Here is a 13,429-nt window from a genome sequence, read left to right as displayed (position 1 = left end):
GCACTATTTCAAAGGTTAATTGCCGTTAAGCCACTTTAATCTTATGGAATAGACGATACAACACAGGTACTACGATTAACGTCAGTACAGTCGCAAAGCCTAAACCAAACATAATGGTTACTGCCATTGGCTTGAAAAAGATATCAGGCAGTAACGGGATCATACCTAAAATGGTCGTAATCGCGGCCATGCATACCGGACGAACACGGCTTAATGCAGCGTCAACAACCGCTATGTACGGATCTTTACCTGACTTCATTTCAATCTCAATTTGATCCAGCAGTACAATACCGTTTTTGAGCAGCATTCCCGATAAACTCAAGAAACCTAACAGCGCCATAAAACCAAATGGTGTATTCAAGGCTAACAGGCCTGTCGTTACCCCTATTAACGCCAACGGAACCGTTAACCAAACAATTAAAGGCTCTTTCACTGAGTTAAATAAGAACACGGTAATCAAGAACATGAACAAATAGCCAAGAGGCATGGTTGTGAACAGTGACGCCTGTGCATCTGCTGACGATTCATATTCACCACCCCATTCCAATGAGTAACCCGGAGGCATCTCAATCGCTTCAATTTGTGGTTGTAATCGTTTTTGCAGAGTCGAAGCAGTTTCTTCACCCAACAAGTCATTATCGGCCATTACCGTTAGCATGCGCTTACGGTTCTTACGAATGATCAGTGGATCTTCCCATTCCAGCTCGTAGCCTAACGTGACTTGTTGCAATGGGATGTATTCACTTAATGCTGGGCTCCAGATCTTCATGCCTTCGATGTTACGAATGTCGACACGCTCACCTTCTGGTAAACGAGCCACAATCGGCATCAACGTTGTACCATCACGATACACACCAATCGACTTACCAGAGAAAGACATCGCGAGGAAATCATCAACGTCTGATTTTGTAATACCATAACGGCGTGCTTGGCTTTCATTGAACTGAGGTTTTAGCACCTTGGTTCTTTCACGCCAATCATGACGAATATTAAATGCACCTTCATCGGCATGCATTATATCCATCACTTGAGCTGCAATTGTACGTAATACCGTTGGATCAGAACCTACAATTCGCGCTTCAATCTTCGCACCACCACCTGGACCTAATTCTATTTGTTTGAGTTTATAGTCAATTTCAGGAAACTGACCATTTACATGTTCACGGAAACGCAGCATCAACCCTTCAAGTACTTCGTAACTTTTCACACGAACCGTTATCTCGCCATAGGCGCTATAACTTTTCTCTGGTGAGTAAGTCAGCATGAAGCGTTGTAGACCTTTACCTGCCGTCGTCGTGATATGATCAACTTCTTCCTGCTTTGCTAACCAACTTTCAAGTACTTTAAGCTTGGTGTTGGTCGCACGAATATCGCTCCCTTCCGGCATCCACACATCCACTTGGAACATTGGTGTGGTTGAAGATGGGAAGAAAGCCTGTTTCACAAAACCAAAACCATAAACACTCGCCCCCAAACCGATAATCAAAACGAGCATGGTGAGCCACGCACGCTTCATACAGAACTCAAGGAAGTTTTTATAGATAACAAAAACCATTCCGTTGTATGGGTCTTTGCCTTCGTTGTCAGGGTCAACCTTTTGACCTTTGAAGAACATGTCAGCAAAGAAAGGCGTAATTGAGATAGCAGTAAACCAACTCAGCATTAACGAGACAAGTAGCACCGTAAATAAGGTGCCACAATATTCACCAGTTGAGTCTTCAGACAAGCCAATAGGAGCAAAAGCGGTGACTGCAATAACCGTTGCACCCAACAATGGCCATTTGGTTTGGGTAACGATATCGGTGGCGGCCTGCATCCGGGTTCGCCCCTTCTGCGTGCCGATCAATACTCCTTCCACCACCACAATGGCATTATCCACCAGCATCCCCAAGGCGATAACCAAAGCGCCTAATGAAATACGTTGAAGGTCGATCTTGAGGTATTGCATGAAAATGAAGGTACCGAAAACAGTCAGCAGCAGTATTAAACCGATCAGAAGACCCGACCGTAGCCCCATGAAGAACAAGAGAACCACAATCACGATTGCAACCGCTTGCCCTAAACTGACTACAAAACCGCTTACCGACTTATCGACTTCTTTTGGTTGGTTATAAACCTCAGAAATGTCGATACCAACTGGCTGTTGATATTTAAGCTCTGCAAGCCGTCGGTCAAAGGCTTCCCCCACCTCAACCACGTTCACGCCCTGCGCGAATGAGACACCAAGGTTGAGGGCGAGTTTACCGTTATAGCCAATGATGTTACTCGGTACCTCAACATAGCCACGAGTGACGTCAGCTACATCTTTTAAATAGATGAGGCCTTGAGCACCACCTTCCGTCAAAATCAAATCACCGAGTTGTTCAACATTCTGGAACTCACCCGTGGGATGAATTCGAATGTACTCATCACCAATCCTTACCGCACCAGCACTTGATACAATGTTTTGAGTTGATAAAAGGTTAAATACAGTGCTCGGAGATAGGCCCAAAGAGCTAATACGTTTCATCGATATCTCAATGAACACTTGCTCTTGCTGTTGACCGGAAACAGAGACTTTACTGACCCCATCAACCAACTCCATCTCTCGCCTTAGGTAATCAATATAATCCAGCAGCTCTTTGTAACTATAACCATCTCCCGTCACCGCCAGCAAAATACCGTAAACGTCACCGAAGTCATCAATGACTTGAGGAGCATTAACGCCGGGTGGCAGTTCCACCTTAAGATCATTCACTTTTCGGCGAAGCTCGTCCCAGATTTGCGGAAGATCATCAGGACCATAGTTATTCTTCATCGTTACCGTTATCTGAGATAAACCACGGCTTGAGATAGAGTTAACTTCGTCCACATAAGTAAGCTGTTGAATCGCCTTCTCTAATGGGTAGGTCACTTCCTCTTCCACTTGCTGAGGTGTCGCTCCAGGATAAGAGGTCACGACCATCGCATCTTTGATAGTAAAGGCAGGATCTTCTAAACGACCCAATCCGAAAAATGCTGAGACACCACCAATAAGAAAGATCAAAGATAGCATCCAGCTAATGACTTTGTTACGTATAAAGTAAGAAGCAACACCTGTGATCTGATCATCACCCTGTTGATCGTCATTTTGGGGCTTGTTATTTACTTCACTCATTGTTCGTCTCCTGAGATAATACTTCCACTGTCATCCCATTTCGCAATCGCGATACGCCTGCAACAACAACATGCTGCCCCATTTCTAATCCTTTCATTATCTGCAATGTCTTCTGGTTTGCTTTTCCTAACACAACTTGCTGCTTCGAGACGGTGTTGTCATCATTAAGTACCCACACATAAGAGTTTTGACGAGTTAACTCATCACCATCGGCATTAAAGACAGCTTCGATTGGAATAAGGACGCCGGCTTTTAAATCCAAACCGATATCTCGCCCATTAGAAGTCACATCAACGGCCATACCATCAAGAATCAAATCATCTTTTGGCATAGGTAAAGCAAGTGTAACGGTGAAAGTCCCAGTGCTTGGGTCTGGTTCAGTCGTGAACTCCTTAATACTCGCCGTGTATTCATTACCACTGGGTACTCGAACCAAAGCTTCTACATTCGATAAAAGTTGTTCGCTTGGCTGGTTCACATAAACCTGGTCTGGTAGTTGGATAACCACTTCCACATTCTCAACACTGTGAATATTCACAACCTGTTGGCCAACCTGAATATTTTCATATTGGTCAACACTGACTCGAGAGATAATCCCATCAACTGGGGCACGAAGCTTAGTGAACGATAACCGTAATTTAGCAAGCTCTAATTCCGAATAAGCAATCTGACGTTGCGCGGCGATTTCATCAAACTGCGATTTCGCTAATAGCCCTTTCTTCACGAGCGGACTCGAACGCCTATATTGGCTGTTGATTACCGTGTAACGCGCCTGAGCGTTGTCTACATCCAATTGGTAATCGGTAGGATCTAACTCAGCAATGATGTCTCCGGCTTTAACCCGCTCACCTTCTTTTACATCCAGCTTATTGATCTCTCCTGCGACACGAAAGCTAAGGCGGGCTTTCTCTGCAGCATTAGCCACCGCCGGGAAATAAAGCTTATCGCTAAAATCGATGACTGAAATCTCGACGGCTTTAACCAAGGGCGTGTTATCCACTTCTACCACTTGTTTATCTTCACAAGCCGTCAGTAAGGCTAAACACGACAGGCCGGCGGCCACTTTAAGTGTTTTCATGTTATAGCCCCCTTTCCTTAACCCACTCTCGAACCTTAACACCCGGTTCAAGACCATTAACGCCAGAAGTGACAATACGGTCTCCATCGTTCAGCCCAGAGACAATATGACGCTTTTCATCAATCACGATTGCCACATTCTCAACAATACCGTCATTATTAACACGCCACACTGACACATCATCACCATCGGTCATCATGGCAGAGGTTGGTATTTTGGTTGCCGCAGCGAGAGCAGACACGATATTTACCGTGCCAGACATGCCCGGCAAAATACCGATATCGGTTGGTCTTTCCATCACCATCGTTACTTTATATGAACTTGTTTTCGGATCCGCTTCGGTATCAACCTCTTGGAAGGTTAAAGCGTAAGGGTTTTCAGGGAACGCATCAAATACCATGGTTGCGTCGGTTTCGAACCCAGAAGAAAAGCGCGAGATAAGTTGATCGGGTAATAGGAAAACGACTTTAAGAACCTGATTGGTTTGAATATTCATCACACCTTGTTTCGCAGCGATATATTCATGGTTTTCAGCTGGAATGATGGAAATTGTTCCATCGTAAGGCGCGACTAGGGTCGTGTAACGCAGGTTTGCTTTAGCTTGATTAAGAACAGCTTTAGCGGAATTGTGATTGGCTTTCGCTTGGTCGAAATCTTGTTCTGAAACCACGCGATCTTTACGTAATTTGATCGCACGTTGATACTGTACATCAGCAAGCTTAAAGTTGGCCCTCGCTTGTTTCTCTAACAACTGATATTCATCTGGATTTAGTGTTGCAAGTGCGTCGCCTTTAGTAACCTGTTGACCCGAAGTGACGTCAATAGTCTGAAGTAACCCGGGAACACGGAATGCAAGGACTGCTTTATTACCGGCTTCTGTGGTGGCAGGAAAGCTACGTTCAAAGGCATTATTGCCGACAGAGACAGTGAAGAGTTTGGCGGGCCTAGAATCAGGCTCAGGTACCGGAGGAAGCTCCTTACCACACCCAAACAACCCAGCGATGGCTGTCAATAGGACTACGGAGGCTCTATACATTGGTAATCATCCATAATTATAAATATTTTTATAACATAGATTAATCACAAGTAACTTACCAATTATCGTAAGATTTATTTAGACAAAATTATCAAAAATAATAATGGTTTAGGATCAGCCGTCCCAAACCACTATCTAATATTTTTCGGTTTTACTACTACATTCTCTTAAATTCGCGGTCGACTTTAAAAGTATCTGAGGTGACATAGGCTTCCATGTTGCGCACACTCGTCTCTAACTTCTGGAAATCACCTTCTAGAGTGCCCAATAAAGACTCGGCTGTTTGTCCTTTTTCCCAAGGTTTTTGCTTCAATGTATGCTCTTGCTTGGCTTTCATTTCATCGACATACTGGGACGGTTGTTTTTCAAGCATGAACGTCAAAGCTAAATACGCGAGTAAAACGAGGAAGCTGCCTCCAAGCAGTGCGGCAGAGATAACCAAGATACGAACCAACCATACTTCAAGGCCAAAGTAGTTCGCTAACCCTGCACACACACCAGACAATTTTCCGTTAATCGTATCGCGATACAGTTCTTTACTCATAGTTTCGCCTCCAGTTAGGTGACTCCGAATCCAGTATTTTTTCTAGCGTTTTCACACGGTCTTGCATAGATTCAGCTTGAGCTGAAAGCTTGTGCAAGCGCTGAAGATCCGTTTCAGAAAGACCGTTACTGGACTTCTTCTTGCTGCGGTAATGTAAGAATAACCATAGCGGTGCCACGAAGATCAAGAAGACAATCAGTGGACCTGCAATTAGAAATGTTGACATAGACAACTCCTAAATTATTTATCGCGGTTTTCAACTTGTTGCTTCAGTTTCGCTAGCTCTTGTTCAATTTCATCTTGAGCTTGTAGCTCTGCAAATTCTTGGTCTAGAGATTTTGCATTACCTGTTTTTGCGTAAACGTCTGCTTCAGCTTCTAATTCATCCACTTTACGCGAGAATTGCTCAAACTTCGCCATTGCTTCGTTGGTTTTGCTTGAATGCAGGTGTTTTTGAACATCACGACGATTGCTCGCGGCATTATTACGAATCATTAAAGCTTGCTGCTTTGCGCGAGTCTCGGCGATTTTGGTTTCTAGCTTACCAATCTCGCTGGTTAGCTTTTCAATCGTTTCATGAACCAAAGTTTGTTCGGTATGCAGACTCTTAAGGATATCTTCCAGTTTTTGCTTTTCAATCAGCGCCGCTCTAGCCAAATCTTCACGTTGTTTCGTCAGTGCTAGCGTCGCTTTATTTTGCCAATCTAAAATCTGCGTTTCGATAGCTTCAACTTTACGCGCTAGTTCCTTTTTGTCTGCAATGGCTTTTGCTGAGTTAGTCCGAACTTCAACCAACGTGTCTTCCATTTCTTGAATAATCAGGCGAATCATCTTTTCAGGATCTTCAGCCTTATCTAATAGTGCACTGATGTTTGAATTTACAATGTCTGCAAAGCGAGAAAAAATACCCATGAGGAACTCCTTAATTACAATGACGGCAAATGTGCTTTAAATCGTTGTTCGACTTCTAATTCACTTGCTCACAAATTTACGTTTATTATTAAACCTACTGCAAGTAATCCAAGTAGTGTGCCAACTCTTAAACCATATATAATCAGTAACTTACAATAAAATGGTGATTAATTTGAACCATGCTATGATGAATTTAGCCAAGTATTGGTATTTTTCGCCAATCAATATGGTTACTTAACTTATGTTATCTGAATGAAGATATCTAAACAAAGAACTCTAGATAACGTCCAATAGCACTCAAATCATACAAGGACTTTCTATGCAGCAGAACCTCATAGGTGAATCACCTAGCTTTCTCTCAGTTTTAGATAAAGTTTCTCAATTAGCACCAATCGAAAGACCAGTTCTGATCATTGGAGAGCGCGGTACTGGTAAAGAACTGATCGCTCAACGGCTCCATTATCTGTCTAAGCGCTGGGATCAGCCGTTGATATCCCTAAACTGCTCAACACTCAGTGAAGGGTTGATTGACTCTGAACTATTTGGGCATGAATCGGGCTCTTTCACAGGCTCAAAAGGGCGTCATCAAGGACGCTTTGAAAGAGCCGAAGGTGGTACACTGTTTCTTGATGAACTAGCCACAGCTCCTCTTTCTGTTCAAGAGAAGCTATTACGCGTTATTGAATACGGCCAGTACGAACGCGTGGGTGGGCAAAAGGCGTTAAGTGCGAACGTAAGATTAGTATGCGCGACCAATGCAGACTTGCCAGATATGGCATTAAAAGGCGACTTCAGACCGGATCTATTAGATAGACTAGCGTTTGACGTGATTACTATCCCACCGCTTCGTGAACGTAAAGAAGACATTACATTGCTGGCCGAATATTACGCCATCAAGATGTGTCGAGAATTAGAGCTAGAGCTATTTGTCGGCTTTACCACTTCAGCCGTTGAGACGTTGCTAGATTATTCTTGGCCGGGAAATGTCAGAGAACTCAAGAACGTCATTGAACGAGCAGTCTATCAACACGGTAAAAAACCATATCCTATTGAATCTTTGGTGTTTAACCCATTTAAACCAGTATGGAAAACTGAGCAGGTTTCAACTCAAGAAATTGGCAATAAGCCATCCAGCGACCATACTTCACCTGAAGGCCCATTTCCTCTGCCACTTGACTACAAAGCATGGCAAGAACAACAAGACATTAAGCTACTCAATCAAGCCTTAAAACAAAGCAAATTCAATCAAAAACAGGCTGCAGAATTACTTGGACTGACCTACAACCAACTAAGAGGTATGGTGAGGAAATACGCGATTGTCGGATCGGTTAACGACAAATAGCTGACCACACAGGATTATTATTTGGAGCAGAATAAATAAAATGTTAAATTATGCGGATCTTGAGGCTCTTCTAATGCCTCGTTTCGAAAAGTATTTCTTTTTATGAATGCACTAATAAAACTATCACTGAGCATCTGTACGCTGAGCTTTTTAGCTGGATGTGGTGAAAGTGTGGATCACGAGAAAATTCGAGAGAAAGGCTTCGTTTATTGCGGCCAAGGTAACCCTACTACCTTCAATCCTCAGCTGGTTGATAGTGGAATTACATCAGAGTCGCTGAGCCCTCAAATCTTCGACACACTGCTAACTCTCGACCCTATGACTTATCGACCAAAACAGAACTTAGCGACAAGTTGGTCTGTCGATAAAACGGGTATGGAATACACTTTCATATTGCGTCCAAACGTTTCGTTCCAAACCACAGATTGGTTTACCCCTACTCGAAGTATGAACGCACAAGATGTGGTTTTCAGTTTTAAGCGTGTTATTGATAGTTCGAACCCATTCCATTATGTGGGTGGCGGTCTATACCCATGGTTTGCAGGGATCGATTTCAAAAACTTAATTGTCGATATTACGGCTGTTGATGACCTAACAGTTAAATTCCAACTTAGCCGTCCAGACAATTCATTTCTCAATAATATAGCCACCAGCTATGCGGTGATTCACTCCAAAGAATATGCCAATAAGCTACTCGCTGCTGACGAGAAAAATGAAATCGATTCTAAACCGGTTGGCACCGGTCCATTCTACTTAGATGAATACCAAATCAACGACCTTGTACGCTTGAAAAAGAACAAACAGTACTGGAAGGGTGGCGTAAAAATGGACCAAGTAGTGTTCGACACATCACAACGCGGAACTGGCACACTCGCCAAACTGCTTCGTAATGAATGTGACGTGCTGAACTCGCCAATTTCTAGCCAAATCCCAATCATTCAAGCTAACGAAGAACTGGTGATTACGGCGACACCAGCGGTCAATGTCTCTTTCATTGCGCTTAATACTGAACACCCTGCACTAAGTGACTCACGAGTTCGCAAGGCGCTCAATTTAGCCATAAATCGTCAAAATATACTCGACTCTGTGTACTATGGTACGGGGACTAAAGCTTACGCGTTGTTACCACCAACATCTTGGGCTTATCAGAAAGACACGATTCAAGTTCGCTATGACCGCAATTATGCACTAGCTCTTCTTAGAGAAGCTGGAGTAGAACCAGGATTAGAGCTTTCAATGTGGGTACCGCTAGAACCAAGAGCTTACAATCCAAGTCCAAGAAAAACCGCAGAGCTAATCCAAGCGAACTTGGCCGATATTGGAATCGACCTCAAACTTTATACCGACGACCGTTTCGATCGTACTCAACTATCATCCATAGCATCAACAGACTTACTGCTTACAGGTTGGATAGGTAACACCGGTGACCCTGATAATTTTTTGCGCCCCCTCCTCTCTTGTAGCTCTGAACGCGCAGGCCTAAACGTCTCTATGTGGTGTAATTCGGATTTTGATTTCCTTCTCGACTTAGCCTTGGAAATAAATCAACAAAGGCACCGTGTGAACCTGTATCGACAAGCCCAAAACATATTGAACGAAGAAGTTCCTGTGATCCCTCTCGCACACGGCGTGCAATTCCGCGTCCACGACCGTTCACTGACCGGTTTCAAACAGAGCCCGTTCAACGCTCAACCTTTTGATCAAGTCAGAAGAGAGGTGAACTGATGTTTTGGTATACATTAAGACGTGTAAATTTATTTGTTATTACGCTTGCGATCCTGACTTTAGTGGGCTTTTCGCTACTTCGACTAGACCAAACTTCTCCTTGGGCAATTCAAGATTTCTGGCCCGGTTGGATTAGCTATATTACAGAGTTATCGACCCTTAATTTTGGCCTAAGTAAACACGGTGCACCTATCATCGATGAACTTGCCATCGTATTCCCAGCAACGTTAGAACTGTGTTTCTTTGCTTTCGTTCTGGCTCTATTTATTGGCATTCCTTTCGGCACCATCGCCGGTATGAGACAAGGTAAATTGGTCGATACTACCATCTCGTTTACCTCAATGGCAGGTTACTCTGCTCCTATATTTTGGGTCGCGTTGTTAATGATTATGGTGTTTTCACTGCATTTTGAAATATTCCCAGTCGGGGGGCGATACGATCTACTTTATGAGATTGAGCACGTAACAGGTTTTGCGATGATTGATACTTTCTTTGCAGAAGGTAAGTATCGAGCCCATGCCCTGCAAAGTGTTCTTGAACACATGGCTTTACCTTGTCTTGTTTTGGCATTAGCTCCGACGACTCAAGTTATCCGACTGATGAGATCATCGGTTGCAGAAGTGATGACACAAAACTATATCCGAGCAGCACGAATTAAAGGCCTTTCGACGAGAGAAATTGTCATGCAGCACGTATTAAGGAATGCAATCCCACCGATCATTCCAAAAGTCGGTGTTCAACTGTCGAGTATGTTAACACTCGCGATCATTACAGAGTCCATTTTTAACTGGCCGGGTATTGGTCGTTGGTTGTTAGATGCCCTATCCAACCAAGATTACGTTTCTATTCAAGCAGGCGTCATCGTGGTAGCAACCCTAGTTCTGACCGCTAATATTCTTTCAGATCTACTGGGAGCGATGATCAATCCTCTGGTAAGAAAGGAATGGTATGCTAACAAATAACATCTACCAAGAAGAACAAATTCCAACCCAGTTTGAGCGTTTCTGGCGAAGCTTTCGTGCGAATAACCTCTCGATGTTTGGCTTGTGGTGCTTAGCTTTGATCATTCTAGTGACAATTACTTCACCTTGGTTAGCGCCTCATGATGCTCAAGAGCAAACAGGTCATTTGTTGACCCCACCCTCTTGGGATCCTACAGGCACCGTTGAGTATTTCTTAGGTACTGATGACTTAGGACGAGATATCCTTTCGCGTCTCATCATTGGCTCACAGTTGACGTTTGGTGCCGCTGTTATTATTACCTTCATTGCTGCTGTGATCGGTTGTTTGATTGGTGTATTCGCGGGGATGACGCGCGGCCTCCTATCAAGTACTTTGAATCACTTGCTAGATACAGTGATGTCAATCCCATCTTTGCTACTCGCCATTATTTTCGTAGCATTCCTTGGCTTTGGTGAATTTAATATATTCCTCGCACTCTGTTTGGCACTGATACCACGCTTTATTCGCTCTGTTTACATTGCGGTGCATGCAGAGGTTGAGAAAGACTATATTCTGGCTTCTCGCCTTGATGGTGCGAACAACTTTTATCTATTATGGAATTCAATCGTTCCGAATATTCTTACCGTGGTTGCGCTTGAAATAACACTCGCATTGTCGGTAGCAATCCTCGACATCACAGCGCTCGGTTTTTTAGGCTTAGGAGCACAAGCTCCAAGCACTGAATGGGGGGCTATCTTAGGTGATTCAGTTGAGCTTATTTACTTAGCACCATGGACAGTAACCCTGCCTGGTTTAGCGATTATGTTTACTGTTATTGTTATTAACCTTGTAGGTGAAGGTGTTCGCCAAGCTTTAAACGCAGGAATCGAATAATGCCGTTACTTGATATTCGACATTTGACTATCGAAATTGAAACCCCTCAAGGGCTTGTTAAAGCAGTTGACCGCATGAGCCTTACTCTTAACGAAGGGGAAATTCGTGGTCTCGTAGGAGAGTCCGGCTCAGGTAAAAGTTTGGTTGCAAAAGCGATTGTTGGCGTTTGTAAAGAGAACTGGAAGGTATCTGCCGATCGAATGCGTCTTGGTAATATTGATCTCTTGCAACTGACGCCCAAAGAGCGGCGCAGGGTGATTGCACGCGATATCGCAATGATCTTTCAAGAGCCATCTTCTTGTCTCGACCCTTCGGAAAAAGTCGGTCGTCAACTTATCGAATCAATTCCTTCCCATTCATTTGAAGGAAAGTGGTGGCAAAGGTTTAAGTGGCGTAAGAAACAAGCTATCACCTTAATTCATAAAGTCGGTATCAAAGATCACTCTCGCTTGATGGACAGTTATTCCTATGAGCTTACCGATGGTCAGTGTCAAAAAGTGATGATAGCCATGGCGATTGCGGCTAAGCCAAAAATATTAATCGCTGATGAACCGACCAACGATTTAGACCCAATTACACAGTCTCAAATATTGCGCTTATTGAGCCGAATGAACCAGCTCAATAACACGACTATCGTGCTAATCGGCCATGATTTAACCACCATTACACAATGGGCAACTCGTATTACCGTCATGTACTGTGGCCAATCAGTCGAGTCTGCAGATACCCAGAAGTTACTAGATGCGCCTAAGCATCCCTATACGGTTGCTTTGCTTAAAGCGATGCCAGATTTCAACGATTGGATACCGCATAAAGAGAAGTTGCAATCACTACCGGGGTCTATCCCTCCACTACAGCATCTTCCTATCGGTTGCCGATTGGGCCCTCGTTGTCCCTACGCACAAAGGCAATGTGTTGAGATTCCTTACACCAAACGTATTAAAAGCCATAAGTTTAATTGTCATTTTCCTCTAAATATGGAGAAGAAAAAGAAATCATGAGTGCTTTATTAGAAGTCAATGAATTATCTAAAGACTTTACAACACGCTCCGGTCTTTTCCGTAAAAAGATTCACCAGGCAGTTAAACCTGTAAGTTTCACTCTTGAAGCTGGCCAAACCATTGGGTTTATCGGTCAAAATGGCTCTGGTAAATCAACATTGGCGCGAATGCTGGCAGGCATGGTTGAGCCAACAGGGGGCGAAATTCGTGTGAATGGTGAAAAGCTGGAGCACAAAGACTACTCAACTCGCTGTAAACTGATTCGAATGATCTTCCAAGATCCGAACACATCACTAAACCCGCGAATTCAGATTGGCCTCATTCTTGAAGGTCCGTTAAAAAGAAACACTAACATGCCGCCAGAAGCACGTATGCGCCGTGTGAGAGACACACTATTACGAGTTGGCCTCTTACCTGAACATGCTTATTTTTACCCACAAATGCTGGCTGCGGGTCAAAAACAGAGGGTTTGTTTGGCTCGAGCCTTGATACTTCAGCCATCCATCATTGTGGCAGATGAAGCGTTGAATGGTTTAGACATGGCCATGCGCTCTCAGATCATTAACCTATTCTTAGAGCTGCAAGAAGAAATGGGGGTATCGTTTGTGTACGTATCTCAGCACATAGGTATCATTAAACACATCACCGATAAGATCATCGTCATGCACGAAGGTAGTGTGGTTGAAGCTGGTGATACACATGAAGTCTTAACCAATCCAAGCCATCAGATCACACAAAGGTTAGTGGAAAGCCATTTCTTCAAAGCACCCAATCACTAGCTTATCGCCTAAGCTCCCATCTCTACCATAATTGAGAGGT

12 protein-coding genes are annotated in these 13,429 nt (G+C 43.7%); 6 read left to right on the top strand and 6 right to left on the bottom strand.

Going from position 1 to position 13,429, the window contains the following annotated elements:
* Window positions 1–25: 25 nt before the first annotated feature.
* From WR49_RS09460 to pspA, 6 genes are all read right to left on the bottom strand, one after another.
* Window positions 26–3,136, bottom strand: coding sequence for an efflux RND transporter permease subunit (locus WR49_RS09460; RefSeq protein ID WP_046223833.1), 3,111 nt, complete (start codon window positions 3,134–3,136; stop codon window positions 26–28).
* Complete coding sequence (locus WR49_RS09455; protein ID WP_046223832.1) at window positions 3,129–4,214, bottom strand: efflux RND transporter periplasmic adaptor subunit; 1,086 nt, start codon at window positions 4,212–4,214, stop codon at window positions 3,129–3,131. The genes WR49_RS09460 and WR49_RS09455 overlap by 8 nt, the downstream gene beginning before the upstream one ends.
* 1 nt (window position 4,215) lies before the next feature.
* Complete coding sequence (locus WR49_RS09450; RefSeq protein WP_046223831.1) at window positions 4,216–5,250, bottom strand: efflux RND transporter periplasmic adaptor subunit; 1,035 nt, start codon at window positions 5,248–5,250, stop codon at window positions 4,216–4,218.
* Window positions 5,251–5,407: 157 nt separating this feature from the next.
* Window positions 5,408–5,794: an envelope stress response membrane protein PspC gene (gene pspC / locus WR49_RS09445; RefSeq protein ID WP_046223830.1), complete on the bottom strand. Its 387-nt coding sequence runs from the start codon at window positions 5,792–5,794 to the stop codon at window positions 5,408–5,410.
* Complete coding sequence (gene pspB / locus WR49_RS09440) at window positions 5,787–6,020, bottom strand: envelope stress response membrane protein PspB (RefSeq protein WP_017057097.1); 234 nt, start codon at window positions 6,018–6,020, stop codon at window positions 5,787–5,789. Before pspB ends, pspC begins: the two co-directional genes overlap by 8 nt.
* Before the next feature lie 14 nt (window positions 6,021–6,034).
* Window positions 6,035–6,706 carry a phage shock protein PspA gene (gene pspA / locus WR49_RS09435; protein ID WP_017057096.1) on the bottom strand — a complete coding sequence of 224 codons (672 nt, stop codon included), beginning with the start codon at window positions 6,704–6,706 and terminating at the stop codon, window positions 6,035–6,037.
* 319 nt (window positions 6,707–7,025) lie between these two features.
* On the opposite strand from pspA, the gene pspF reads away from it, so the two are divergent.
* The 6 genes from pspF to WR49_RS09405 all read left to right on the top strand — a co-directional run bounded on the left by pspF (window position 7,026) and on the right by WR49_RS09405 (window position 13,389).
* The gene (gene pspF, locus WR49_RS09430; RefSeq protein ID WP_046223829.1) at window positions 7,026–8,048 is read left to right on the top strand and encodes a phage shock protein operon transcriptional activator; all 1,023 of its coding nucleotides are present in this window, start codon (window positions 7,026–7,028) and stop codon (window positions 8,046–8,048) included.
* Window positions 8,049–8,150: 102 nt separating this feature from the next.
* Window positions 8,151–9,773, top strand: a complete 1,623-nt coding sequence (gene sapA, locus WR49_RS09425) for an ABC transporter substrate-binding protein SapA (RefSeq protein ID WP_046223828.1) — start codon at window positions 8,151–8,153, stop codon at window positions 9,771–9,773.
* Window positions 9,773–10,735: an ABC transporter permease gene (locus tag WR49_RS09420; protein ID WP_046223827.1), complete on the top strand. Its 963-nt coding sequence runs from the start codon at window positions 9,773–9,775 to the stop codon at window positions 10,733–10,735. The genes sapA and WR49_RS09420 overlap by 1 nt, the downstream gene beginning before the upstream one ends.
* On the top strand, window positions 10,722–11,609 hold the full coding sequence (gene sapC / locus WR49_RS09415; protein ID WP_017057092.1) for a putrescine export ABC transporter permease SapC: 888 nt from the start codon (window positions 10,722–10,724) through the stop codon (window positions 11,607–11,609). Before WR49_RS09420 ends, sapC begins: the two co-directional genes overlap by 14 nt.
* On the top strand, window positions 11,609–12,610 hold the full coding sequence (locus WR49_RS09410) for a peptide ABC transporter ATP-binding protein (protein WP_017057091.1): 1,002 nt from the start codon (window positions 11,609–11,611) through the stop codon (window positions 12,608–12,610). The genes sapC and WR49_RS09410 overlap by 1 nt, the downstream gene beginning before the upstream one ends.
* Window positions 12,607–13,389 carry a peptide ABC transporter ATP-binding protein gene (locus tag WR49_RS09405; protein ID WP_017057090.1) on the top strand — a complete coding sequence of 261 codons (783 nt, stop codon included), beginning with the start codon at window positions 12,607–12,609 and terminating at the stop codon, window positions 13,387–13,389. The genes WR49_RS09410 and WR49_RS09405 overlap by 4 nt, the downstream gene beginning before the upstream one ends.
* Window positions 13,390–13,429 lie beyond the last annotated feature (40 nt).

It is taken from the genome of Vibrio sp. ECSMB14106 (assembly GCF_000972265.1).
GTDB classification, from domain to species: domain Bacteria; phylum Pseudomonadota; class Gammaproteobacteria; order Enterobacterales; family Vibrionaceae; genus Vibrio; species Vibrio kanaloae.
This window is presented reverse-complemented; position numbering and strand designations above follow the sequence as displayed.